Consider the following 25,075-nt stretch of genomic DNA (forward strand, 5'->3'; position numbering starts at 1 on the left):
AAAAAAACGCACGGCCAATCACACTCTGGTTTATCATCGTAGTTAATCGAATGGCGATCCGATTTAATCCCGACACCCATTGTAAGGCGAACAATGTCATGCCACGCCTGAAGGTTCACTGAGGTTACTGTGCAGCTCACGAGTTTTACTGATTATGGCTTACGGGCCCTGATTTATCTGGCCTCGTTACCCGAAGGCCAGCAGACCAATATTACTGCGGTAACCGACACGTACGGTTTGTCGCGTAATCATATGGTCAAAATCATTAATCAGCTGAGCCGGGCGGGCTATGTCGCTGCAACACGGGGTAAAAATGGCGGTATTCGTCTGGGTATGCCGCCGCGTCAGATTGTGATTGGTGAAGTGGTCCGCAGGATGGAGCCGCTACAATTAGTCGATTGCCCCTCCTGCTCCATTTCGCCCGCCTGCCGTCTTAAACAGGCGCTGCATGATGCAGTACAGCGATTTTTGCAGGAGCTGGATAACTATACGCTGGCCGATTTGGTCGAAGGCAATACGCCACTTTATGAAATCATACTGTCCAGATCGCCGGCGGATATAAACATTAAATGACATCGGAGGAACCGTTATGTCAAAAGATCCTTTTCAGGATAGAGAAGCTGAAAAATACGAAAACCCTATTCCAAGCCGTGAATTTATCCTGGCTTTATTAGAAAAACGTGAAAAACCGGCCAGCCGTGAAGAGCTGGCTGAAGAGATGAATCTGCACGATGAAGAGCAGCTTGAGGCGCTGCGTCGCCGCCTTCGCGCCATGGAGCGTGATGGTCAGCTGGTCTTCACCCGCCGTCAGTGTTATGCCCTGCCAGAGCGCCTCGATCTCCTGCGCGGTAAAGTTATCGGCCATCGTGATGGCTACGGCTTCCTGCGGGCGGAAGGTCAGAAAGATGACCTCTATCTTTCCGCTGAACAGATGAAATTCTGCATGCACGGTGACGTGATCCTGGCGCAGCCACTGGGTGCCGATCGCAAAGGCCGTCGCGAAGCGCGCGTGGTCCGGGTGCAGGAACCCCGCAACAATCAGATCGTTGGCCGCTACTTTACCGATGCCGGTGCCGGCTTCGTGGTGCCGGATGACAGTCGCCTGAGTTTCGATATTCTCATCCCGCCAGAAGAGACGATGCAGGCCCGTATGGGTTCCGTGGTGGTGGTAGAGCTGGTGCAGCGCCCGAACCGCCGCAGCAAAGCGATCGGTAAAGTGATTGAAATCCTCGGCGAAGATATGGGCACCAGCCTGGCCGTGGATATGGCGCTGCGCACCCATGAAATTCCGCACACCTGGCCGCCGCAGGTAGAAGCCCAGATCAGCCAGCTGAAAGAAGAGGTGCCGGAAGAGGCGAAAAAAGGCCGCGTCGATCTGCGCAAACTGCCGCTGGTCACCATTGATGGTGAAGATGCCCGTGACTTCGATGATGCCGTCTACTGTGAGAAAAAGCGCGGCGGTGGCTGGCGTCTGTGGGTCGCGATTGCCGATGTGAGCTACTACGTTCGTCCGGGCACGCCGCTGGATGATGAGGCGCATCAGCGCGGCACCTCGGTCTACTTCCCGTCACAGGTGGTGCCGATGCTGCCGGAAGTGCTGTCGAATGGCCTCTGTTCGCTTAACCCGCAGGTGGATCGCCTGTGTATGGTGTGCGAGATGACCATTTCGACCAAGGGTAAACTGACCGGCTTCAAACATTATGAAGCGGTGATGAACTCCCATGCGCGTCTGACCTATAACAAGGTCTGGAATATCCTGCAGGGCGACAAAGAGCTGCGTCAGCAGTACGCGCCGCTGGTTAAAGATCTTGAAGAGCTGCATAACCTCTATCAGGCGCTGGATGCTGCCCGCGAAGAGCGCGGCGGTATCTCGTTTGAGACGGAAGAGGCGAAGTTTATTTTCAACGCCGAGCGCCGTATTGAGCGGGTGGAACGCGTCTCCCGTAATGACGCCCACAAGCTGATCGAAGAGTGCATGATCCTGGCGAACATCGCCTCGGCACGCTTTGTGGAGAAAAATCAGGAACCGGCGCTGTTCCGCGACCACGATCGTCCGACCGACGAGAGCATCAAGAGCTTCCGTACCGTGCTCAATGAGCTGGGACTGAGCCTGCCAGGCGGCAACAAACCGCAGCCTGTTGACTATGCGGCGCTGCTGAAGCAGGTGGCCGATCGTCCGGATGCGGAAATGCTGCAGACCATGCTGCTGCGTTCCATGAAGCAGGCGGTGTACGATCCGGAGAACCGCGGCCACTTCGGTCTGGCCCTCTCCTCCTATGCTCACTTTACCTCGCCGATCCGTCGCTACCCGGATCTGACGCTGCACCGCGCCATCAAATATCTGCTGGCAAAAGAGCAGGATGAAGGCAAAGGGCTGGTTCAGCGCGCCATTAAGTACCTGATGCCGAAAGATCGCAGCGTCGCCAAAGATCTGACGACCGCGACCGGTGGCTATCACTATGACATGCCGCAGATGCTGCAACTGGGCCTGCACTGCTCCCTGACCGAGCGCCGCGCAGATGAAGCGACGCGCGACGTGGCGGACTGGCTCAAGTGTGACTTCATGCAGGATCAGGTCGGTAACGTGTTCAACGGCGTCATCTCCAGCGTCACCGGATTTGGCTTCTTTGTGCGCTTAAACGATCTCTTCATTGATGGTCTGGTGCATGTCTCCTCACTCGACAATGACTACTACCGTTTTGACCCGGTGGGTCAGCGTCTGATTGGTGAATCGGGCGGGCGCACCTATCGCCTGGGTGACACCGTGGAAGTGCGGGTGGAAGCCGTGCATATGGACGAGCGTAAAATCGACTTTGCCCTGATCTCCAGTCAGCGGCAGGTGCGTGGCGAAGGAAAAACCGCGCGCGACCGCGCAAAACGTGACGATAAAGCGCCAGCGAAGCGCCCTCGCGATGCGAGCCGTAAGTCTAACTTCGAGCCGGACGCCGCCTTCCGGGGAGGCAAAGGCAAATCTGCCGGGGCAAATAGCGAGAAAAAAAGTAAAAACGTCTCGGAAAAAACCCGTAAAATCGCCGCCGCCACAAAGGCGAAGCGCGCCAGAAGAAAGGCCGAGTCTGACTGAGGCGCGTCACCGCCTTTTCTCTCCGGAGAAAGGGCGGTCATTCTTTTCATTTCCAACCACTGAGCAGATTGATGAGCGAAATTATTTTTGGTATCCATGCCGTGCAGGCGCTGCTGGAACGTGCTCCACAACGTTTTCAGGAAGTCTTTATCCTCAAAGGCCGCGACGATCGTCGCCTGCAACCCGTGGTCGCCGCGCTGGAAGCTCAGGGGATCGTTATTCAGCTGGCGGAGCGTAAATGGCTCGACAGTCAGGTCGAAGGCGGGGTGCATCAGGGCATCGTGGCACGGGTAAAACCCGGCCGTCAGTATCAGGAGGGCGATCTGCCGGATCTGCTGCAGAGCCTGGACAAACCGTTCCTGCTGGTGCTGGATGGCGTCACCGACCCGCACAATCTGGGCGCCTGTCTGCGCAGCGCGGATGCGGCCGGTGTGCACGCGATTATCGTGCCGAAAGATCGTTCTGCCCCTCTGAACGCCACCGCCAAAAAAGTGGCCAGCGGCGCGGCGGAAAATGTGCCGTTGATCCGCGTCACCAACCTGGCGCGTACGCTGCGTCTGCTGCAGGAGTACAACATCTGGGTTGTCGGCACCGCAGGAGAAGCTGACCATACCGTCTTCCAGAGCAAAATGACTGGCCCGATGGCGCTGGTGATGGGCGCAGAGGGTGAGGGCATGCGTCGCCTGACCCGTGAACATTGCGATGAGCTGATCAGCATTCCGATGGCCGGCAGCGTTTCGTCGCTCAACGTCTCGGTGGCCACCGGCGTCTGCCTGTTTGAAGCGGTGCGCCAGCGCAACGCCTGATCCCCGATGTGATCCTCGCCACAAATTAGTTTCTGTACCAGGCATAACCCCGCGTCCTTCGCATACTTACGGAGTGACATCCGCGAGGAGTGGTTATGACCTGGACAACACACACCGTTTTTAATCAGCCCCATCCTCTCAGCAACAGTAATCTGTTTCTTTCCGATACGCCGCTCAGCGAAGCCCTTTCCCGTGAGGGGGCCGGATGGGATCGGGAATGGCTGACCTCCGTTGGCTCACAGCTCGGCGGGGCCGAGTCGCTGGAGCTTGGCCGGCTTGCCAATACTGAACCCCCTGAGCTGCAGCGCTATGACGCCCGTGGCGTGCGACTGGATGAGGTCCGTTTTCACCCCGCCTGGCACCTGCTGATGCAGGGCGTCTGCGCCAGCCGCCTGCACAACCTCAGCTGGCAGCCTGCGGTTCGGGAACAGGCGAGCGTGGCGCGCGCCGCGCGCTTTATCCTGCATGCACAGGTTGAAGCGGGCACGCTCTGCCCGATGACCATGACACATGCTGCCATTCCGCTGCTGCAGACCTGTCTGCCCGCCGCATTTGAGGGCTGGCTCGATCCGCTGCTCAGCGACCGCTACGATACCCATGCGCAGCCTGGCGACCAGAAACGCGGCCTGCTGATCGGCATGGGAATGACAGAGAAGCAGGGGGGCAGCGATCTGCTTACCAGCACCACCTTTGCAGAACCGCTTGAGGCGCGCGGCCCCGGCGAAGCCTGGCGGCTGACCGGCCATAAATGGTTCTTCTCCGTGCCGCAGAGTGATGCGCATCTGGTGCTGGCGCAGACGCCCGCCGGATTAAGCTGCTTCTTCCTGCCGCGACTGCTGCCCGACGGCACCCGCAATGCCATTCAGCTTGAACGGCTTAAAGAGAAGCTGGGCAATCGCTCGAACGCCAGTTGCGAAGTGGAGTTTCGCGAGGCGACGGGCTGGCTGCTGGGAGAAGAGGGTGAAGGGGTGCGGCTGATCCTGAAGATGGCCGGGATGACGCGCTTCGACTGTGCACTCGGCAGTCACGGGCAGATGCGGCGGGCCTTCTCGGTGGCACTCTGGCATGCTCACCAGCGTCAGGTGCAGGGGAAAAACCTCGTGGATCTGCCGCTGATGCGGCAGGTGCTGGCTCAGCAGGCGCTGCAGCTGGAGGGGCAGACTGCGCTGCTGATGCGCCTGGCGCGCGCCTGGTCCCAGCCGGCGAAACCGCATGAGGTCACCTTTGCCCGCTTATTTACCCCGGCCGCTAAGTATCAGATCTGCAAAGCGGGCGCGCCGTTTGTAGCGGAGTCGATGGAGGTGCTGGGCGGGATTGGCTACTGCGAAGCGAGTGAGCTGCCGCGTCTCTATCGTGACATGCCGGTCAACAGTATCTGGGAGGGGTCGGGCAACGTAATGTGTCTGGACGTCCTGCGCGTGCTCGCCCGCCAGGCTGAGGTGACTGAGATGCTGAATCAGGAGTTTGAGGCGGTAAAAGGAAGTAACCGGCATTTTGATGCGCGCTGGCGTCAGCTGCGGCTGAGACTCAGCCACATCCCTGAAGAGCAGGCGCGCGAGGTCACCCGCACGCTGCTGCTGCTGGCGACGGGCGCTCAGCTGCTGAAATATGCCGAACCGCCGCTGGCCGATGCCTGGTGCCAGCAGTGGCTCGACCCGCGCGGTTCACGCCCGCTGGAAGCCGCAGTGACCGATCGTTTACTGGCCCGCGCCTGTGGCCGGTGACGCACCATAAAGAATCGCACTGGCGTACCACAAGCCAGGCATCACCGTTTCACTCAGCGCCACGATCTGATAGTAAACCGCTCCGGCCTGATTGGCCCGGGCGGCCACCGCCCGCTGGGCGTCATCCGGCGAGCCATGCACGTTCACGGTGATATTACCCAGCTTCGGTAAGCCGCCACTCTGCGACCGTGAAATCTCCTGTGCCTGCTGCGCTGGGGCAGGCGGCGCTTCTGGCGTTGTCTGAAGGGCGGAACAGCCTGCCAGAAGCAGGCTCAGGATTAGTAAGTAAGCGGAACGCATAGCAAAACCCCTTTTCAGGACGAGACAGTAAGTGTATGTCATCGTCCTGAAGGCGGTCAGGCTTTAAGGCTGAATACGCTGACCAGCTGGGTGAGATGATGACCTTTATCACTCAGCGTCTGCGCACTGTTTTCCGCCTGCGCCACCAGCTCGCTGTTCTGATGGGTCGCCTGACTGATCTGATTCATCGCCAGATTAACCTGACCAATGCCCGCCGCCTGCTGCTGCGCCGCCACGTTGATCTCGCCCATCAGCGCCTGCACCTGCTCGATGTGCGTCACGATGTCAGTCATCGCATCACGCGTCTGTTCAGAGAGCTGATGTCCCTGTGCCACGTTGCCGATGGAGGTGGCAATCAGCCCATCGATCTCTTTTGCCGCCTGCGCCGAACGCTGTGCCAGTGCCCGCACTTCTGCCGCGACCACGGCAAAACCGCGGCCCTGTTCACCGGCTCGCGCCGCTTCAACGGCGGCATTCAGCGCCAAGATGTTGGTCTGGAAGGCAATCGACTCAATCACATGGGTAATGTCCGCAATGCTTTGTGACGACACTTTAATCGCTGACATGGTGTTTACCGAGCGCTCCACCGTCTGGCTGCCGTGGCTGACGATTCCGCTGGCTTCCGCCACCAGGGACATCGCCTGACGCAGGCTGTCGGCGGTGTGTTCCACCGTTGCGCCAAACTGCTCCATGCTGGCGGAGGTCTGCTCGACGCTGCTGGCCTGACGTCCAATCTGCTCGCTGATGTTATGGCTGCTGACGGCGATGGTATCCGTACCGTCACTGATCTCCTGTGCGGCAACGCGCACCTGGCTGACGATTTTTTCCAGACCGTTTCCAATACCGTTAATTGCCACGATCAGCTGGCCTACCTCATCAGAGCGGGTGGTCTTCAGGTTGACCTGCAGATTACCGGCGGCATACTGCTCCGCCAGATGGATCACCTGCTGCAGCGGATGGGTAATGGCCCGGCGGCTGTACCAGACAAACCCCAGCGCAAAGATCACCACCAGAATCAGTCCGGTCATCAGGAACAGGTTACGGCTGTGGGTAATCGGAGCCAGCAGGCTGGCACGGTTAACTTCGCCGGTGATCACCCAGTTCCAGCCCGGCAGCTGCTGCCAGGCCAGGATTTTCTGCTCACCGTCAATCTCCACCTGCTGCATGCCCTGTGGCTGCGTCAATAGCGGCTGCAGGATAGCGCTATCCCAGCCGGGCTGTTTTCCTTCGTTGTGCTGGTCAAACAGATAGTTGCCCTGCGTCTTACCGGGCGTGCCGTTGAGCACAAAGAAATGACCGCTGTCACCCAGCCGGCGAGCCAGGATTTTTTCGCGCATCAGCGCATACTGCTTGTCAATGCCGACGCCGACGAAGAGGATGGCAACGACCCTGCCACTCTCATCCTTTACCGGCTGGTACTGCGTGATATAGCGGTGGCCGAACAGCGTGGCCAGGCCCTGATATGCCCTGCCTTCGTGAACGCTTTTCCAGGCGGCGCCGGTGCGATCAAGCTGAGTACCGATAGCCCGACTGCCATCCTCCTTTTTCAGCGAGGTGGAGATGCGGATAAAGTCATCGCCATCGCGCACAAAAATCGTCGCCACCGCTGCGGTGCGGTCAGTGAAATCGTCGACGGCAACCTGATCGAGGTTCAGCGTTTTTAATCCGGCGCGCAGCACGGGCGTTGAAAATGCGCCCACCTGAATTCTGGCGCTGTCATCAAGGCTGAAGCGCCTGGGTAAAAAGCTGATAAACAGATTGGTATAGTGGCTCACCTCTTCGGTGAGGGTGGCGTTGAACATGGAGGCCATTTCATTAATGCCCTGCACCTGATTGTGCATGTCATCGATGGCGAGATTTTCCAGCTGGCGTGAGGCGTTGTGGCTTTGAGTCAGGGTGAGTACCAGCAACAGCAGCGCAACGCTGAGAGACGTCAGTACAGACAGCTTAACTCCAAGACTCAGGCCGCTGAGAGAGAGACGCGTCATAAATTACCTTTGAACAAGTTATGGGGGTACACCATCAACGGCAGGGAGGGGGAAAAGTTTAGGGCGAAATCCGGCCGCTAAGCGCAGCGGCACGTTTCGTTAAATCATCCACAGCACGTACACTGAAGCGGCACGCTTTCACCTCATCAGGAGAGACGATGATCGAACTCACGACAGAAACGCTGGCCGGTATTGAATGCCTGCACGCCACGCCTGCCGGACAGCGCCAGGCACCGCTGCCCACGGTGCTGTTTTATCACGGCTTTACCTCGTCGAAAGAGGTCTACGCCTACTTTGCGGTAGCGCTGGCGCAGGCAGGTTTTCGCGCGGTGATGCCCGATGCGGCGCGACACGGCGCGCGCTATGACGGTGATGCCGGGACACGCCTGGACCGCTTCTGGGAGATCCTGAAGCAGAACATTGATGAGCTGCCGCAGCTGGAAGCGGCGCTGCGAGATGAAAATCTGATCGCCGGTTCGTGTTTTGCGGTGGCGGGGGCCTCAATGGGCGGCATGACCGCCCTGGGGGCCATGGCGCGCTATCCACAGATTCACAGCGTCGCCTGCATGATGGGATCGGGCTATTTTATGCAGCTCAGTCACTCACTGTTTCCGCCGCGGCTCCCCGATTCGCCCGACCGGCAGGCGAAATTTGCTGCCCGTATGGCGCCTCTGGCGGAGTATGACCCCTGCAACCGGCTCACGGCACTGGCAGACCGGCCGCTGCTGCTGTGGCATGGCGAGGCGGATGAGGTGGTGCCCTGGGCGGAAACCGAGCGGCTGGAGAGAGCCCTGCGTGACAATGGCCTGGATCAGCATCTGACGTCGCTGTCGGAAAAGGGAATTGGGCATAAGATCACCCCCTCCGCCCTGACGGCGCTGGTCAGCTTCTTTCGTCATCAGCTGTAAACGATGAACGGGCGGAGCAGGATGCCGCCGCCCGTGACGCGACCGGTACTTACCAGCGCGCAGCCGATTTCTCAGCTGGACTGGCAGCCGCGCTGACCGGGTTTCGTTCCGGCCTGTCCAGCCGGTTAACGTAGACATAACCGGATGCCGCTTCACTGCTGTGACTTCTTATCTGCTGCGCACAGTCAGCATGGCTGGCAAGGGCGGGTGGAGACAGGAAGAGACCCAGGAAAGTGGCGATGACGAACGTTTTCATGCCCGACTCCTCACTTCAGGGAAGACACTCTGTGTGACGCCAGCGACCCTGTCGTGACGTCTGCTTTAATTTTAGCCACTGCCACTGCGAACGCCAGATCGTCCCGCTGAACCTCTCTGTCAGCGTTTTTGAACGATCCCGCGTTAACCCGCTGTTTTTACACTGTTCCCTTCCTGACCCACCGACTCCGCGTCCCCAGCCGCATTTTATTGAAATGCGCGCTTGAGTTTAGCCACGGTCGCCAGTATGATTACGCGTCAATTTTTCAGCCGCATTCTCAGGCTGTGTCCCACAAAGGCTCGTTACGGCGAACGGTTGTGGGACACAGCCTATAACGTTCCTTGCTTCCATGGGCCGCGGCTGACCCCGACAGGAGGCTGAATAATCCGTAAGGAGCAATTTCGATGCGTCATTACGAAATCGTATTTATGGTTCATCCTGACCAGAGCGAACAGGTTCCTGGCATGATCGAGCGTTACACTGGTGCTATCACTGGTGCACAGGGCACGATTCACCGTCTGGAAGACTGGGGCCGCCGTCAGCTGGCTTACCCGATCAACAAACTGCACAAAGCTCACTACGTTCTGATGAACGTTGAAGCGCCGCAGGAAGCGATCGATGAGCTGGAAACGAACTTCCGCTTCAACGACGCCGTTATCCGTAGCATGGTTATGCGCGTTAAACACGCGGTAACTGAAGCATCACCGATGGTTAAAGCGAAAGATGAGCGTCGTGATCGTCGCGAAGATTTTGCTAACGAATCCGCTGATGAGTCAGATGCTGGGGATTCTGAAGAGTAATCCATCGTGACGGTTAATCGACTGCGCTTGTCCGGCACTGTGTGCAGGACGCCGGTTCGAAAAATTAGCCCGTCAGGAATTCCTCACTGTCAGTTTGTGCTAGAGCACCGCTCAGTGCAGGAGGAGGCCGGGTTTCACCGGCAAGCCTGGTGTCGTATGCCGGTGATTATCAGCGGCAGCACCCATCAGGTGATTACTCAACATATAACGGTCGGCACGCAACTCACACTGGACGGTTTCATTAGTTGCCATCAGGCACGCAATGGCCAGAGCAAAGTGGTGTTCCATGCCGAGCAGATTGAATTGATAGATTCTGGAGACTAGCCTAATGGCACGTTATTTCCGTCGTCGCAAGTTCTGCCGTTTCACCGCGGAAGGCGTTGTTGAGATCGATTACAAAGACATCGCAACGTTGAAAAACTACATTACCGAAAGCGGTAAAATTGTCCCGAGCCGTATCACCGGTACTCGTGCAAAATACCAGCGTCAGTTGGCTCGCTGCATCAAGCGCGCGCGTTATCTGTCTCTGCTGCCGTACACTGATCGTCATCAGTAATCGGCAACTGTCCATTAACGACTTTAAGAGGATAAGGTAATGCAAGTTATTCTGCTTGATAAAGTAGCAAACCTGGGCAGCCTGGGTGATCAGGTTAACGTTAAAGCGGGCTACGCTCGTAACTTCCTGGTTCCACAGGGCAAAGCTGTTCCTGCTACAAAGAAAAACGTTGAGTATTTCGAAGCACGCCGTGCTGAACTGGAAGCCAAACTGGCTGACGTTCAGTCTGCAGCGACTGCACGCGCTGAGAAAATCAATGCACTGGGCACCGTGACCATCACGTCTAAAGCAGGCGATGAAGGTAAGCTGTTCGGTTCAATCGGTACCCGCGACATCGCTGATGCAGTGACTGCAGCTGGCGTTGACGTAGCGAAGAGCGAAGTTCGTCTGCCGAACGGCGTTCTGCGTACTACCGGTGAGCATGAAGTAGACTTCCAGGTCCACAGCGATGTATTCGCTAAACTGACCGTGAAGGTTGTTGCTGGTTAATTTTATTAACTGAGCACAACAAAATCGCCGGCCCTGTGCCGGCGTTTTTGTTTTTATGCTTGCTCAGCTACTGCGCGCGGATAAAGCTGCCGTCTGTCTGACGGGTAAACAGCACCGGGCCCTCTGCGCCCTCCACCGTCAGTCCCGTTACCACACCCTGTGCATCCTGTCGGATTTTGACCTGCTGACCACTTTTCAGTGAGCTGAGGGGCTGATCGTTGCCTTCCACCCGCGCCATCGCAAACACATCATTGACCGGCAGGCTGTTGTCACGAAACAGCTGCGCCAGCGTCTGGCCGGATGCGATGGTCAGACTGCGCCACGCGCCCTGAGAGTCTGCTTTTGGCGTCTGCTGTGATGAGGAGGCCTGCCCGGAGCGGGTGTTATCGTAGATATCCGCCTGCATCGGCACCTCTTTCTCTGCGGAAGGCGTAACCGGCTGCTCGACCGGATAGCGCGGCGTCGTGGCAGGCCAGAGAAACGCTACCAGCATAACCAGCAGCGCCGCCACAATGCCGCGACGGTGCGGTGCGGGCAGCGGTGCCATCCAGCGGATGTCGTCGGTAAAATGCCAGATTCGCTGAAGCCATGTCGGCAGGCGGGATGACGTCTCAGAAGCCATGCGGGGTTCCTCCTCTCCGGCAGGCTGCGCTGGCCTGCGTGCGGCCAGCCAGGTCTGCAGCCGGGATATCATATGTGTTGCGCGCGTCCGGCGGCGTCGTGGGGCGATCTGGCCCATAGTTGCTCTCTTCTTCGTGTGCCACAGACGGGGGGTATTCCGTCGTTAGTTATAGTATGGGCAATACTGGCGCGAAGTGCCTGCCAGCATTGATAAATCTGACGGCTCTATTGTTTCTCTTTCGCCGGGAAAAGTCATCTGCGATGCAGGGCATTTTACGCCAGCGGCCTGCGCTGCTATGCTGCCGGTTCGAATTTATCCGAGAGTGAAAGGAACGAAGATGACTACCCCTTCTTTCGACAGCGTCGAAGCACAAGCAAGTTACGGTATTGGTTTACAGGTTGGCCAGCAGTTGCTGGAATCTGGTCTGCAGGGGCTGCAGCCAGAAGCACTGCTCGCGGGCCTGCGCGACGCGCTGGAAGGGAACTCGCCTGCCGTACCGGTTGATGTCGTTCATCGCGCACTGCGTGAAGTTCATGAACGCGCTGAAGGCGTACGTCGTGAGCGCACCGAAGCCATGGCAGCAGAAGGTCAGGCGTTCCTGCAGGAACATGCGCAGCGTGAAGGCGTGAACAGCACCGAATCCGGTCTGCAGTTCAGCGTGATTACTCAGGGCGAAGGTCCTATCCCATCGCGTCAGGATCGCGTACGCGTGCACTACACCGGCAAACTGATCGACGGCAGCGTGTTCGACAGCTCGGTGGCGCGTGGCGAACCGGCAGAGTTCCCGGTGAGCGGTGTGATCCCGGGCTGGATCGAAGCCCTGACCCTGATGCCGGTTGGCTCAAAATGGGAACTGGTGATCCCACAGAACCTCGCGTATGGCGAGCGCGGTGCGGGTGCCTCCATCCCACCATTCAGCACCCTGATTTTCGAAGTGGAACTGCTGGAAATTCTGTAATTGCCAGACGCTGCAACCGCCCGGTTGCAGCGTTTTCTCCTGCCTTACTTCTGCTGTAAATTCACCTGCCACAACGCGAAGCCAGTCGCATCGGTCCCTTTGGGCTGAAGCGGATATTGCGCATGCTGCTTAATAAACCCGGTGGCTTTCTCACCCGGTGCCGTCTCAAACCGGATGTCCAGCGGCGTGGATGCGTTAATCGGGGCCAGCCGCCAGTTATTGTCCGCTTTTGGCTGGACTTCCCCGTGCGCTTTAGTCTCTGCACTGATATAGGCTGCCACCACCGAACGGTTCTCATCCGGCGAGGCAAAGGCGACATAGTTATCGCCGGTGCCGGCAAATTTGCCGCCATAAGCACGATAGTTGTTCGTCGCCACCAGGAAGGTCGCCTGCGGGTCGATCGGCTTACCCTGCCAGCTCAGCTGACGGATACGGGAGGCATCAGGATGGATCAGCTGGCACTCGCTGTCGTAGCGCGCTGGCTGGGTAACATCGATCTGATAGGTGACCCCGTCGATCACATCGAAGTTATAGGTGCGGAAATCCCAGTTAATCAGCGACTGGGTTTTCGTACTGTGCGGATCGATCTGGTTAAACTGGCCTGCAGAGCACTCCAGCCACTCTTTAACCTGCGCCCCGCTGACCTTCATGACCACCAGCGTGTTGGGGTAGAGATAAAGATCGGCGGCGTTGCGGAAGGTCAGCGGCCCTTTCTCCACTTCGACATAGCTGGCCGGATCGTTTTTACGCCCGCCCGCCTTAAAAGGCGCCGCCGCTGAGAGTACCGGCAGACGGCCCAGATCGGGATCGCCCTGAATGAAGTGCTCGACATAGGCGCGCTGAGCGTTGTTGACGATCTGCACGGTGGGATCGTCCTGTACCAGCGACAGGTAGCTGTACATCACGTCGGCGGACTTGCCGATGGGTTTCGCCACAAAGTCGCGCGTGGCGCGGTGATCCTCAGCCAGGACCTTCACCAGCGCGGGATCTTCGGCGGCGAGAGACTTTTTCGCTGCGGTGTCATAGATCGGGCGCGCCTCAGCTTTGCCGCTCGTGACCTGCCACCTGCCGTTGTCATTGTTCAGCACCAGGTCGACCACGCCCAGGTGATCGCCCCACATGCCGGGCATCACTGCAGGCACACCATTCAGGGTGCCGTTCTTAATGTCTGCGCCTTTAATCGCGGCAAAATCTTTACCGGGGAAGACGGCGTGGGCATGGCCAAACAGGATGGCGTTGATGCCTTCAACCTGACTGAGATAGTAAACCGAGTTCTCCGCCAGGGTGTGATACGGCTCGCTGCTCAGGCCGGAGTGCGGAATCGCGATGACCAGATCCGCGCCCTGCGCACGCATCTCCGGCACATAACGGCGCGCCGTTTCCGTGATGTCATCGACCCGCACCTTGCCCTGCAGATTGGCTTTATCCCACACCATGATCTGCGGCGGCACAAAGCCGATATAGCCAATCTTCAGGGTCCGGGTTTTGCCTTCACGATCAACCAGCGTGGTGGATTTGATGAGGTAAGGCGTAAACAGCGGCTTGCCACTCTTCACGTCAATGACGTTGGCATTGACGTAGGGAAAGCGGGCACCGGCCAGCGCTTTCTTCAGGTAGGGCAGGCCATAATTAAATTCATGATTGCCGAGGTTGCCGACGCTGTAATCCAGGGTGTTGAGCGCCTTGTAGACCGGGTGGATCTCCCCCTCACGCAATCCCTTTGCCGCCATGTAGTCGCCCAGCGGACTGCCCTGAATGATATCGCCGTTGTCGACCAGCAGGCTGTTTTTCACCTCCTGACGCGCGGCGTGGATCAGCGTGGCGGTGCGCACCAGGCCAAACTTTTCGGTTGGGGTATCTTTGTAGTAGTCGAAATCCATCATGTTGCTATGAAGATCGGTGGTTTCCAGTATGCGTAGATCGACCGTTGCGGCCTGTGCGGCGGCGGAAACGCCAAGTGCCAGTAAGACTATGCCGGGCTTAAACATGCCTGCTCCTGCTGCAAAATAATTGGGGATCTCAAAATAATGTAAAAGCCTGCCGGTGGGTCATTTTAAATCGTGATGGATATAACGTTTTGGCGCATCGGAGGCGGCACCGGATTCCGGCGGGCGCGCAAAGTGGCGCAGGCGTGGCGATAAACGGGTAACTATGATATTGATATATCTATAAATTGGCGCGCTGGTCAGCCCGTAAATGGGCAGGTCAGGCGAAACTGCTAAAATGTCACTGTCTGACGGACAGCTGATCCTGCAGCAGAAAGACACAACGAGGTGAAAAATGTTAGAGCAAATCTGCCAACTGGCACGCGAAGCAGGCGACGCGATTATGCAGGTCTATAACGGTGCCGCGCCGCTTGACGTTTCTCACAAATCGGATGATTCGCCGGTGACCGCCGCGGATATCGCTGCGCACGAGGTGATCCTCTCTGGCCTGAAGCAGTTAACCCCCGATCTGCCGGTGCTGTCAGAAGAAGATCCGCCCGCCTGGACAGAGCGTCAGCACTGGCAGCGCTACTGGCTGGTCGATCCCCTGGATGGCACCAAAGAGTTCATCAAACGCAACGGCGAATTTACGGTCAACATTGCGCTGATTGAGGCGGGCAAGCCGATTCTGGGCGTGGTTTATGCCCCCGCGCTGGGTGTGATGTACTCTGCGGCGGAGGGGAAGGCGTGGAAAGAGGAGGGCGGTCATCGTGAACAGATTCATGTGCGTGACGCACGACCTCCGCTGGTGGTGGTAAGCCGTTCCCATGGCGACGATGAGGAGATGAAAGAGTACCTGAAGCAGCTGGGCGAGCATCAGACCGTTGCAACCGGCTCCTCGCTGAAATTCTGCCTGGTAGCGGAGGGGAAAGCTCAGCTCTATCCCCGTTTCGGACCCACCAATATCTGGGACACCGGTGCAGGTCATGCGGTGGCGATGGCCGCAGGCGCGCATGTGCATGACTGGCAGGGTAAAACCCTGGATTACGCGCCGCGCGAATCTTTCCTGAACCCCGGCTTCCGCGTGTCGCTGTTTTAACGCGGGCTGAGCGTCTGTCTTCTGACGCCCCGGCGAGCTTCGTGCCCGCCGGGGCGTCTGCTATTCCGCCTTCAGCAGTGAGGTGACCAGAGCAATCACTCTTGTCACTTCATCCTGCGTCAGCGGGCCATCCTTCACAAATTTCACCGTGCCCTGTCTATCCAGCACGACGATGGCGGAGCTGCCTGGCTGCAGCTGCCAGGCGTGCTGCACATTGCCCTTGCTGTCGACGATAAACTGCGACCAGGGATACTGCTGCTTATTGGTTTCAATGCTGCTGCGCACAAACATGCCGGTGCCGGGGATCGCATCATCGGTGTTAACGATGGTAGTGGTCTGATAGCGGTCATGCGGCAGCTTCGCGGCCTTAATCGCCTCTATCAGCGCGGCGTTCATCTCTTTGGCGGAGGAGCGCCCGGCAATGTGCTGAATCACGCGAACTTTTCCACTCAGCTGCGCGCTATTCCAGTTTTTATAGCTAAACTTCTCCTGCTGCAGTATCAGCTCGCCTTTGTCGTTGACGCCCGTGGCGGGCACGCGGGAATCGAGCCTGAGGTCGTGGGCCATGACGCCCGCCGGCAGGAGTAATGACAGCGCCACGGCTGCCAGAATATTTCGCATCGCACTTTCCTTAAGTGATCAGACCAGTCAGTCATTTTACTGCAATAGTAAGCAGGGATGATGCGCCTGTCGTGGAAAGGTGTCAGGTTTGTTATGCCCGCCACAATTCCTTAACCAACGAAGGTTTATACTGTGTCATATGAGAGTCATAACAGACTGTTCTGTAATGATGTGTCAACTCAGTAAAAAAATTCATTTTTCGGAACACCAGTAGTGTTCAGTGTTCTATAGTTATCGCGAATTCGCGCTTCATGGGCTGGTACCTACTTTGGAAACGGCGAAGCGTGCTTTAAAAATGTACAGGAGTCAGTCAGTATGAAAATCTTCCAGCGCTATAATCCGCTGCAAATAGCGAAATATGTCAAAACGCTGTTCAAAGGAAGGTTGTATATCAAGGACGTTGGCGCGTTCGAGTTCGATAAAGGGAAAGTGTTAATCCCGCGCGTCAAAGACAAACAGCACCTGAGCGTGATGTCAGAAATTAACCGCCAGGTCGTTCGTCTCAAGCTTGAGTTCAACTAATCAAAAGGGCGCCGATGGCGCCCTGAGTGTTTTATAAGCCAGACCCTTCGCTATCCCTGCTCGTCTTCGCTTTTTGTCATGCTCAGCACCGGCGGTCGTTCATCGATGCGGGTGACCAGCAGCTGGTCGATGCGGTAGCTGTCAATATCCACCACCTCGAACTTGTAGCCGGCAAACTTCACAAAGTCGGTTCGCTTCGGGATCTTACGCAGCATATACATCATAAAGCCGCCGATGGTTTCGTAGTTGCCTGACTGCGGGAAATCGTCGATGTCCAGCACGCGCATCACGTCATCAATCGGCGTGCCGCCTTCAACCAGCCACGAGTTCTCATCACGCGCGACGATCTGCTCTTCCATGCCCTGACCGACCAGATCTCCCATCAGCGTGGTCATCACGTCGTTCAGGGTAATGATGCCCACCACCAGCGCATATTCGTTCATGATTACCGCAAAATCTTCACCGGCGGTTTTGAAACTTTCCAGCGCTTCGGAGAGGGTCAGCGTATCCGGCACAATCAGCGCAGAACGAATCTGCAGGCCGCTATTCAGCGCCATACTCTGGTTGCCCAGCACGCGCAGCAGCAGCTCTTTGGAGTCGACATAGCCGACGATATGGTCGATATCCCCGCTGCAGACTAAAAACTTAGAGTGCGGATGTTCGGCGATTTTACTCTTAAGGCTGGCCTCATCTTCATGCAGATCAAACCAGACGATGTTCTCACGCGAGGTCATGGAGGAGGGAACGGTTCGCGACTCCAGCTCAAACACGTTTTCAATCAGCTCATGCTCCTGCTTACGCAGCACGCCCGCCAGCGCACCGGCTTCCACCACCGCGTAGATATCATCGGAGGTGATGTCATCTTTACGCACCATTGGCAGCTTGAAGAGGCGGAAGAAGACGTTAGCCAGACCGTTAAACAGCCAGACCAGCGGACGCATCACCAGCAGGCAGAAACGCATCGGGTTGATGATGCGCAGCGCGATGGTTTCGGGGGCGACCATTCCAACCCGCTTTGGGGTTAAGTCGGCAAACAGGATAAACAGGCTGGTCACGATGGTGAAGGAGCAGATAAAGCTGAGCTGCTCAGCCAGTTCCGGCGGGACGAAGCGGCTGAAGAGGCCGCTGAAGACCGGTGAAAAGGCAGCGTCACCGACGATACCGCCGAGGATGGCGACAGCGTTAAGGCCAATCTGGACGACGGTAAAAAACATACCCGGCGTTTCCTGCATTTTCAGGACGCGCTGCGCATTAACGTTGCCTTCATCGGCGAGCAGTTTCAGTTTGATCTTGCGGGCGGCTGCCAGCGAGATCTCCGACAGAGAGAAAAAAGCACTGACGACAATCAGTAAAAGAATGACAAGTAAGCTATCTAACATAAGTGATCCAAAGGGTTATCCACTTGTCATTTTTGGCCTGGGCAGCGTGAGCAAGCGCGAACGGGGCGGTTACTCGTTAAACAGGGCTATCCGTGCCAAAAATGTCTGCGCCAGTTCGACAGGCTGAACGCTGCCGGGGCAGAAATGAAAACAGGCGGGATGCCTGTGGCTGCAGATTATAGCAGGAGCGCTTATCAGCCCGCCAGAGGGCAAACCGCCGGTTCGGGCGGCATTCACGGTCAGGGCGGTCAGTAGCCCGCTCAGATTTCTCTGAGTGACTCCATCAGGCGGGATCAATCCCCGTCGCAGGAGTTGTATCGATCTCCTCATTTACCGACAATAGCCCGGATATTTGACTTAGATGTTACTGCTACGCCGCCATTTGGCATAAAGTGCGGCTATGATAGGGGTGTTGCCGTTGCGGTAGTGCGGGCAAAGATGATTAATAAGCGCCCCGCGGAAAAGGGGCCGGCATGATTAACAGGAGTACAGGTGCCACGATTTCATACTTATTGCATGGCTGGCCTGCTGCTTGCTGCGCCTGCCCTTGAGGCGGCGACTGTGCGATTACAGGTAGACGGCTTAACCGGGGATCTGCAGCGAAATGTCAGAGCACGCCTCTCCACCATCGGCAGCGATGAAGTCTCCAATGATGGTCGCTTTCGTGCCCGCGTCTCTGTCGCGATAAAAGAAGGCCTGCGCGCGCTGGGTTATTACGAACCTGAGATCGACTTTGAATCCCGTCCTGCCCCCGCGCAGGGGGGACGGCCGGTGCTGATCGCGCACGTGAAACCGGGTCCGCCGGTTAAAATCGGCGGCAGCACCATCGTGCTGGAAGGGGATGCCCGCAATGATGCCGACTACAAAGAGTGGATAGCCCAGGGGCGTCCCAAAGTCGGCACGCAGCTTAACCACGGGCAGTACGATCGCTTTAAAAGCGGCTTCTCGAATCTCGCGCTGCGCAACGGGTACTTCGATGGCACCTTTAAAAAAAGCCAGCTGGGGGTGTCGGTCGAGCGGCATGAAGCGTTCTGGGATATCGACTACGACAGCGGCGAGCGTTACCGTTTTGGCGACGTGACGTTTCAGGGCTCGCAGATTCGCGAAGCGTACCTGCAGAACCTGGTGCCGTTTGAAAAGGGCGACTACTACAGCTCGCGCGATCTGGCTGAACTGAACCGTCGCCTCTCCGCCACCGGCTGGTTTAACTCCGTGGTCGTTGCACCAGAGTTCAGCAAAGGCCGGAAAACAAAAGTGCTGCCGCTGAATGCCTTGATGTCGCCGCGCACCGAAAACACCATCGAAACCGGGGTCGGCTACTCCACCGACGTCGGCCCGCGCCTGAAAGGCACCTGGAAAAAGCCGTGGGTTAACGACAGAGGCCACAGCCTGGCGGCCAGCGCCTACATTTCCGCGCCGGAACAGCAGGTCGATCTCAGCTACAAAGTGCCTCTGCTGAAAAGCCCGCTGGAGCAGTACTACACCTTCTCCGGCGGCCTGAAGCGCACCGACCTCAATGACACCAAAGCCGACACCACGACGCTGGCGATGTCGCGCAACTGGGACAGCAGCAGCGGCTGGCAGAAAGCGGTCAACCTGCGCTGGAGCCTGGATCACTTTACTCAGGGCAGCGTGACCAATACCACCATGCTGCTCTATCCCGGCGTCAGCGTAAACCGCACCCGCTCGCGTGGCGGCCTGATGCCGACCTGGGGCGACTCTCAGCGCTACTCAGCGGACGTCTCCGATACCACCTGGGGTTCAGACGTTGACTTCCTGATTTTGCAGGCGCAGAACGTCTGGATCCGTACCCTCGGCGACAGCCACCGCTTTGTGGCGCGCGGCAATCTTGGCTGGATTGAAACCAACGACTTTGAAAAAGTCCCGCCGGATCTGCGCTTCTTTGCCGGTGGTGACCGCAGTATTCGTGGCTACAAATATAAGAACATCTCACCGCGTGATGAGGATGGCAAACTCACCGGTGCGTCAAAACTGGCCACCGGCTCGCTGGAGTATCAGTACAACGTCAGCGGCAAATGGTGGGGAGCGGTATTTGTCGACTCCGGTGAAGCGGTCAACGACATCAAACAGAGTAACGTGAAAACCGGTGCGGGCGTCGGCGTGCGCTGGTCGTCACCGGTGGGTCCCATCAAATTAGACATCGCCAGACCTATCGGGGATGACGATGCACATGGACTGCAATTTTATATAGGACTGGGGCCAGAACTATGAAGCTGTGGAAAAAGGTCCTCATCGGCATCCTGATCTTTCTGGTGCTGCTGCTGGGTGGGGTGGCATTTTTAATCGGCACCACGCCGGGGCTGCATCTGGTGCTGAATGGCGCGTCGCGCTGGGTACCGGGCCTGTCAATCAAACAGGTCGAGGGCGGCTGGCGTAACCTGACCCTCAGCGGTCTGCGTTACGAAATGCCTGGCGTCAGTGTGGATGCCGGGCAGATCCATCTGGCGGTGAACCTTAACTGCCTGCTGCATTCGTCGGTCTGCGTGAATGATATCTCCCTGCGTGATATCAGCGTGGTGGTCGACAGTAAAAAGATGACGCCTGCCGCGCCAGCGCCGGAAGAGGAGAGCGGCTCGACCAACCTCAGCACGCCCTATCCGATTACGCTGCGCCATCTTGGCCTGCACAATATCAATGTCAAAGTGGATGACACCGCGATTTCGCTGCTCGACTTTACCACCGGTCTGCAATGGCAGGATCGTGCGCTGACGCTCAATCCTACCCATATTCAAAGCCTGCTGATTGCGCTGCCGAAAGCAGCCAAAGTCGTGAACGAACAGGTGGTGGAGCCGAAAGTTCAGCAGCCGCATCCGGCTGAGAAACCGCTGGGTGAAACGCTGCAGGCGATGTTTGCACAACCGCTGCTGCCTGCGCTGCCCGATTTCCGTCTGCCGCTGGATATCGACATTCAGCAGATCCTGGGAGAACAGCTGCGCATCACCGGCGACACCGATATTTCAGTCAGCCGCCTGCTGATGAAAGCGAAAACTGCCGACCGGCAGATGCAGCTGACCACGCTGGAGGTTGACTCTGACCTCGGCAATCTCAGAGGCAGCGGACAGGCGACGCTGGCCGATAACTGGCCGGTCGATTTTGCCCTGAACGGCACGGTCAACACCGCTCCGGTCAAAGGCGAAAAGATTGCGCTGAAACTTAACGGCGCGATGCGCGACGAGCTGAAGCTGGCGCTGAACCTCTCCGGCCCGGTGGATGCACAGCTCAGCGCCGCGACCCAGCTGGCGGTGGCGGGGCTGCCGCTGTCGCTGCAGCTGACCAGCCCGAAACTGCGCTGGCCGCTGACAGGCCCGGTCGCCTATCAGGCCGATAATCTGGACTATCAGTTCAAAGGCAAAGCCACCGACTATGTGATGTCACTGCAGACCGCCGTGAAGGGGGAGTCGGTGCCACCGGCGACCGTCTCACTGACCGGTAAAGGCAACGTTGAGCAGTTCAGTCTCGATCGCCTGCGCGTGGCTGCGCTGCAGGGCAACATCGACCTTACCGCGCTGGTGGACTGGAGCAAGGCGATCAGCTGGCGCAGCGAACTGACGCTGGCGGGGATCAATACGGCTAAACAATATCCCGACTGGCCGGCGCGGCTGGATGGCAAAATCACCACCCGCGGCAGTCTCTATGGCGGCAGCTGGCAGCTGAGCGTGCCGCAGCTGCAGCTGAAAGGGAATGTGAAACAGAACGCCGTCACCGCAGATGGCTCCCTGACCGGCAACAGCTACAACCAGTGGACGGTGCCGGGCATTAAGCTGGCACTGGGGCGCAACCAGCTGGATGTCAAAGGGTCGCTGGGCGACCGTCTGGATCTGGATGCCAGCATCAATGCGCCGCAGCTCGACAATGCGCTTCCCGGTCTGGGCGGCGTCGTCAACGGGGCCATCAAAGCGCGCGGCACCCTGAAGGCACCGCAGCTGCTGGCCGATCTCAATGGCCGGGGCCTGCGCTGGCAGCAGATGCGGATTAATCGCGTTACGCTCAAGGGCGACGTGCGCTCTGACGAACAGGTGGCGGGCAAACTGCAGCTGCGCGTCGAACAGCTGCAGCAGGATGCGCTGAACATCAGCCTGCTGACCCTGAATGCTGACGGCAATGAGCAGCAGCATCAACTGAAACTCAACGTGCAGGGCAAACCTGTCTCCGGCCAGCTGGCGCTCAACGGCAGCTTTGATCGCCAGACGCAGCGCTGGCGAGGGTCGCTGAACGACACCCACTTCGATACGCCGGTGGGCGAATGGCGACTGACCCGTGCGATGGCCATCGACTATCTCAACAGCCGTCAGACGGCGACCATCGGACCGCACTGCTGGCAGAACCCCAATGCCCGCCTCTGCGTGCCGGAACCGGTTGAAGCGGGCCCGGAGGGGCATGCCCATGTGGTGCTGAACCGCTTTGACCTGGCGATGGTGAAACCCTTTATGCCGGATGCCACCCAGCTCAGCGGCCTGTTCAGCGGCGACGTGCGCGTCAACTGGACGGCTGACGGGGCGCTGCCGACCGGAACGGTCGCGCTGAAGGGCAACGGCGTCAAGGTGGTGCAGGATGTGCAGGGCAATAACCTGCCGATCGCCTTTGATACGCTGAACCTCAATGCCGCACTGCGAAACGGTCGCGCGCAGCTCGACTGGCTGATCCGCATTGCCGGTAACGGGCAGCTGGATGGCAACGTGCAGATCGACGATCCGCAAAGCCGCCGCACGCTGGGCGGTAACGTCAACATCCGCAACGTCTCACTGGCGATGCTCAACCCGGCGCTGATGCAGGGCGAGAAGATCAAAGGCAGCCTCAACAGCAGCCTGCGTCTTGGCGGCAGCGTGCAGCAGCCGCAGGTCTATGGCCAGCTTGGCCTGACCGGGGTGGATGTGGATGGCAACTTTATGCCGGTTGACCTCACGGCCGCCAGCCTCAACCTGGTGTTCAATGGCATGAGCTCCACCCTGAACGGGCTGGTGCAGACCAGCCAGGGCAACATCAACCTCAGCGGTAATGCGGACTGGAGCCAGCTCGATAACTGGCGCGCCCGCGTCGCCGCGCAGGGCAGCCGGGTTCGCGTCACGGTGCCGCCGATGGTGCGCATGGATGTCTCGCCGGATCTGGTCTTTGAAGCGACGCCTGCCGCCTTTAACCTCGATGGACGGGTCGATATTCCATGGGCGCGCATCACGGTGCAGGAAGTGCCGGAGAGCGCCACGGGCGTTTCGTCGGATGAGGTGATGCTGGATAAACAGCTGAAGCCGATTGCGCCACAGACCGCGGCGATTCCGATCAACAGTAACCTGGTGATCCATGTCGGCAACGATGTGCGCCTTTCCGCCTTCGGTCTGAAAGCGCGACTGAATGGCGACCTGAAGCTGGTGCAGGATCGGTCGGGCCTCGGCTTAAACGGTCAGATCAACATCCCGTCCGGCCGCTTCCACGCTTACGGTCAGGATCTGATCGTGCGTAAAGGTGAACTGCAGTTCGCCGGCCCGCCGGATCAGCCCTACATCAACCTGGAGGCGATTCGTAACCCGGATGCCACCGAAGATGGCGTTACCGCGGGTCTGCGCGTCACCGGCCTGGCGGATGAGCCGAAAGCGGAGGTCTTCTCCGACCCGGCGATGTCGCAGCAGGAGGCGCTTTCTTACCTGCTGCGCGGTCAGGGACTCGGCAAAGATGGCGACAGTAATGCCCTCACTTCTGCGCTTGTGGGCTTAGGGGTTGCACAAAGTGGGCAGGTTGTGGGTAAAATCGGGGAGACTTTCGGTGTCAGTAATCTGGCTCTTGATACTGCGGGTGTTGGCGACAGCCAGCAGGTGCAGGTCAGCGGCTATGTACTGCCGGGTCTGCAGGTAAAATACGGTGTTGGCATATTTGATTCACTGGCGACGTTAACCTTGCGTTACCGCCTGATGCCCAAACTCTATCTGGAAGCCGTGTCCGGTGTGGATCAGGCTCTCGATTTGCTCTATCAGTTTGAGTTTTAGCAATGCGAATAATTGTCTACGGCAGTTTACGGCGCAAACAGGGAAACAGTCACTGGATGACGAATGCGCAGTGGCTGGGTGATCACCAGATTGAAGGCTTTGAGCTTTACAGTCTGGGCCATTATCCCGGCGTTATTGAGGGCAACGGCGCGGTACAGTGTGAAGTGTACCGCATTGATGCCTCAACCCTTGCGGAGCTGGATGCGCTTCGCACCAAAGGGGGAGAGTACAAACGTTTTCTGACTCAGACGCCGTTTGGCAGTGCATGGCTTTATGTCTATCAACGCTCAGTGGCAGGACGCCAGCGCATTACGAGCGGCGACTGGCTGAAGCGCGATGCGGAGCCAGAGGCCTGAACAAAAACACCGTCCTGATGGACGGTGTTTTTTTTTCGACTCACAAACGGGCAGCAGGCTTATTTCTTCTGTGCGCGCTCGAAAGAGGAGATGATTTCGGCTTTCGCGGCTTCGGCGTTGTCCCAGCCATCCACTTTCACCCATTTGCCTTTTTCCAGATCTTTGTAGTGCTCAAAAAAGTGGGTGATCTGCGCACGCAGCAGCTCTGGCAGGTCGTTCACATCTTTGATGTGATCGTACTCTTTAGAGAGTTTGGTGTGCGGCACGGCAACCAGTTTGGCATCTTCGCCAGACTCGTCGGTCATTTTCAGTACGCCAACCGGACGGCAGCGGATCACGGAGCCCGGTACCAGTGGGTACGGGGTCGGAACCAGTACGTCAACCGGGTCACCATCCAGAGAGAGGGTGTGGTTGATATAGCCGTAGTTGCACGGATAGAACATCGCGGTAGACATGAAACGGTCTACAAACAGGGCACCAGACTCTTTATCAACTTCATATTTGATCGGATCAGCATTCGCTGGGATCTCAATGACAACGTAGATATCTTCTGGCAGGTCTTTACCTGCTGGCACCTGGTTCAAACTCATCGGGTATTCCTTCAGTAGTCGTATGTTGAGTGTCGGCTATTATAGCCAACTGACTCTGAAAGTATGCCCTCTTTTTGGCGTTTCGGAATGCGCCCTAA

General features: G+C 58.0%; 23 protein-coding genes. 15 read left to right on the forward strand and 8 right to left on the reverse strand.

The genetic code is table 11. From position 1 onward, the window contains the following. The first annotated feature begins 129 nt into the window (after nucleotides 1-129). The 4 genes from nsrR to OJ965_RS05180 all read left to right on the forward strand — a co-directional run bounded on the left by nsrR (nucleotide 130) and on the right by OJ965_RS05180 (nucleotide 5,612). Complete coding sequence (nsrR, locus tag OJ965_RS05165) at nucleotides 130-573, forward strand: nitric oxide-sensing transcriptional repressor NsrR (protein WP_111208582.1); 444 nt, start codon at nucleotides 130-132, stop codon at nucleotides 571-573. A 16-nt stretch (nucleotides 574-589) separates the two neighbouring features. Beyond that, nucleotides 590-3,082: a ribonuclease R gene (gene rnr, locus OJ965_RS05170; protein ID WP_265138138.1), complete on the forward strand. Its 2,493-nt coding sequence runs from the start codon at nucleotides 590-592 to the stop codon at nucleotides 3,080-3,082. Between the two features lie 71 nt (nucleotides 3,083-3,153). Continuing rightward, nucleotides 3,154-3,888, forward strand: coding sequence for a 23S rRNA (guanosine(2251)-2'-O)-methyltransferase RlmB (rlmB, locus tag OJ965_RS05175; RefSeq protein WP_009087460.1), 735 nt, complete (start codon nucleotides 3,154-3,156; stop codon nucleotides 3,886-3,888). A gap of 95 nt (nucleotides 3,889-3,983) precedes the next feature. Then, entirely contained in the window at nucleotides 3,984-5,612 is a 1,629-nt protein-coding gene (locus OJ965_RS05180; RefSeq protein ID WP_058956515.1) for an isovaleryl-CoA dehydrogenase, read from the forward strand. On the opposite strand, the gene bsmA is transcribed toward OJ965_RS05180, so the two are convergent. Together bsmA and OJ965_RS05190 are read right to left on the reverse strand one after the other, a co-directional pair. After that, nucleotides 5,586-5,912, reverse strand: a complete 327-nt coding sequence (gene bsmA, locus OJ965_RS05185) for a biofilm peroxide resistance protein BsmA (protein ID WP_265138142.1) — start codon at nucleotides 5,910-5,912, stop codon at nucleotides 5,586-5,588. The two genes, OJ965_RS05180 and bsmA, sit on opposite strands and share 27 nt — an antisense overlap. Before the next feature lie 56 nt (nucleotides 5,913-5,968). Further along, nucleotides 5,969-7,900 carry a methyl-accepting chemotaxis protein gene (locus tag OJ965_RS05190; RefSeq protein ID WP_265138144.1) on the reverse strand — a complete coding sequence of 644 codons (1,932 nt, stop codon included), beginning with the start codon at nucleotides 7,898-7,900 and terminating at the stop codon, nucleotides 5,969-5,971. Between the two features lie 158 nt (nucleotides 7,901-8,058). Between OJ965_RS05190 and yjfP the strand changes: the two genes are divergently transcribed. Beyond that, nucleotides 8,059-8,808 carry an esterase gene (yjfP, locus tag OJ965_RS05195; RefSeq protein WP_154929179.1) on the forward strand — a complete coding sequence of 250 codons (750 nt, stop codon included), beginning with the start codon at nucleotides 8,059-8,061 and terminating at the stop codon, nucleotides 8,806-8,808. A 49-nt stretch (nucleotides 8,809-8,857) separates the two neighbouring features. Here the strand turns inward: yjfP and OJ965_RS05200 are convergent, their stop codons facing one another. Beyond that, a complete protein-coding gene (locus OJ965_RS05200; RefSeq protein WP_154929178.1) occupies nucleotides 8,858-9,064 on the reverse strand; it encodes a hypothetical protein in 207 nt (68 codons plus the stop codon). A 404-nt stretch (nucleotides 9,065-9,468) separates the two neighbouring features. Here OJ965_RS05200 and rpsF point away from each other — a divergent pair, with 404 nt between their 5' ends. Genes rpsF through rplI form a run of 4 tightly spaced genes read left to right on the forward strand, consistent with a single transcriptional unit; the run spans nucleotide 9,469 to nucleotide 10,909 of the window. Beyond that, nucleotides 9,469-9,864, forward strand: a complete 396-nt coding sequence (gene rpsF / locus OJ965_RS05205; RefSeq protein WP_009087450.1) for a 30S ribosomal protein S6 — start codon at nucleotides 9,469-9,471, stop codon at nucleotides 9,862-9,864. A gap of 6 nt (nucleotides 9,865-9,870) precedes the next feature. Continuing rightward, a complete protein-coding gene (priB, locus tag OJ965_RS05210) occupies nucleotides 9,871-10,188 on the forward strand; it encodes a primosomal replication protein N (RefSeq protein WP_009087448.1) in 318 nt (105 codons plus the stop codon). A gap of 4 nt (nucleotides 10,189-10,192) precedes the next feature. Beyond that, nucleotides 10,193-10,420, forward strand: coding sequence for a 30S ribosomal protein S18 (gene rpsR / locus OJ965_RS05215; protein ID WP_002210155.1), 228 nt, complete (start codon nucleotides 10,193-10,195; stop codon nucleotides 10,418-10,420). 39 nt (nucleotides 10,421-10,459) lie between these two features. After that, nucleotides 10,460-10,909: a 50S ribosomal protein L9 gene (rplI, locus tag OJ965_RS05220; RefSeq protein WP_058956512.1), complete on the forward strand. Its 450-nt coding sequence runs from the start codon at nucleotides 10,460-10,462 to the stop codon at nucleotides 10,907-10,909. A 67-nt stretch (nucleotides 10,910-10,976) separates the two neighbouring features. On the opposite strand, the gene OJ965_RS05225 is transcribed toward rplI, so the two are convergent. Continuing rightward, nucleotides 10,977-11,648, reverse strand: a complete 672-nt coding sequence (locus OJ965_RS05225; protein WP_150030241.1) for a LysM-like peptidoglycan-binding domain-containing protein — start codon at nucleotides 11,646-11,648, stop codon at nucleotides 10,977-10,979. A 220-nt stretch (nucleotides 11,649-11,868) separates the two neighbouring features. Here OJ965_RS05225 and fklB point away from each other — a divergent pair, with 220 nt between their 5' ends. Continuing rightward, nucleotides 11,869-12,489, forward strand: coding sequence for a BamJ family beta-barrel-assembly machinery protein (gene fklB / locus OJ965_RS05230; protein WP_009087442.1), 621 nt, complete (start codon nucleotides 11,869-11,871; stop codon nucleotides 12,487-12,489). Between the two features lie 44 nt (nucleotides 12,490-12,533). Here fklB and OJ965_RS05235 read toward each other — a convergent pair whose 3' ends face one another. Beyond that, nucleotides 12,534-14,477 (reverse strand): bifunctional 2',3'-cyclic-nucleotide 2'-phosphodiesterase/3'-nucleotidase, encoded by a 1,944-nt coding sequence (locus OJ965_RS05235; RefSeq protein ID WP_154929177.1) that lies wholly within the window; start codon nucleotides 14,475-14,477, stop codon nucleotides 12,534-12,536. A 292-nt stretch (nucleotides 14,478-14,769) separates the two neighbouring features. Here OJ965_RS05235 and cysQ point away from each other — a divergent pair, with 292 nt between their 5' ends. Then, nucleotides 14,770-15,513 (forward strand): 3'(2'),5'-bisphosphate nucleotidase CysQ, encoded by a 744-nt coding sequence (gene cysQ, locus OJ965_RS05240; RefSeq protein WP_046102601.1) that lies wholly within the window; start codon nucleotides 14,770-14,772, stop codon nucleotides 15,511-15,513. 60 nt (nucleotides 15,514-15,573) lie between these two features. On the opposite strand, the gene OJ965_RS05245 is transcribed toward cysQ, so the two are convergent. Next, complete coding sequence (locus OJ965_RS05245) at nucleotides 15,574-16,134, reverse strand: YtfJ family protein (protein WP_154929176.1); 561 nt, start codon at nucleotides 16,132-16,134, stop codon at nucleotides 15,574-15,576. A 315-nt stretch (nucleotides 16,135-16,449) separates the two neighbouring features. Here OJ965_RS05245 and OJ965_RS05250 point away from each other — a divergent pair, with 315 nt between their 5' ends. After that, a complete protein-coding gene (locus OJ965_RS05250) occupies nucleotides 16,450-16,656 on the forward strand; it encodes a DUF1107 domain-containing protein (RefSeq protein WP_003855513.1) in 207 nt (68 codons plus the stop codon). Between the two features lie 50 nt (nucleotides 16,657-16,706). Here the strand turns inward: OJ965_RS05250 and paeA are convergent, their stop codons facing one another. Continuing rightward, complete coding sequence (paeA, locus tag OJ965_RS05255; RefSeq protein ID WP_009087434.1) at nucleotides 16,707-18,035, reverse strand: polyamine export protein PaeA; 1,329 nt, start codon at nucleotides 18,033-18,035, stop codon at nucleotides 16,707-16,709. A gap of 492 nt (nucleotides 18,036-18,527) precedes the next feature. Here paeA and tamA point away from each other — a divergent pair, with 492 nt between their 5' ends. Genes tamA through OJ965_RS05270 form a run of 3 tightly spaced genes read left to right on the forward strand, consistent with a single transcriptional unit; the run spans nucleotide 18,528 to nucleotide 24,387 of the window. Further along, nucleotides 18,528-20,267 carry an autotransporter assembly complex protein TamA gene (gene tamA, locus OJ965_RS05260; protein WP_420874791.1) on the forward strand — a complete coding sequence of 580 codons (1,740 nt, stop codon included), beginning with the start codon at nucleotides 18,528-18,530 and terminating at the stop codon, nucleotides 20,265-20,267. Next, a complete protein-coding gene (gene tamB, locus OJ965_RS05265) occupies nucleotides 20,264-24,031 on the forward strand; it encodes an autotransporter assembly complex protein TamB (protein ID WP_265138155.1) in 3,768 nt (1,255 codons plus the stop codon). The genes tamA and tamB overlap by 4 nt, the downstream gene beginning before the upstream one ends. 2 nt (nucleotides 24,032-24,033) lie before the next feature. Next, nucleotides 24,034-24,387, forward strand: coding sequence for a gamma-glutamylcyclotransferase family protein (locus tag OJ965_RS05270; RefSeq protein WP_009087429.1), 354 nt, complete (start codon nucleotides 24,034-24,036; stop codon nucleotides 24,385-24,387). A 59-nt stretch (nucleotides 24,388-24,446) separates the two neighbouring features. On the opposite strand, the gene ppa is transcribed toward OJ965_RS05270, so the two are convergent. Further along, entirely contained in the window at nucleotides 24,447-24,977 is a 531-nt protein-coding gene (ppa, locus tag OJ965_RS05275; protein WP_009087427.1) for an inorganic diphosphatase, read from the reverse strand. Nucleotides 24,978-25,075: the final 98 nt, after the last annotated feature.

The organism is Pantoea anthophila, from assembly GCF_026104315.1.
Taxonomy (GTDB): Bacteria; Pseudomonadota; Gammaproteobacteria; order Enterobacterales; family Enterobacteriaceae; genus Pantoea; species Pantoea anthophila.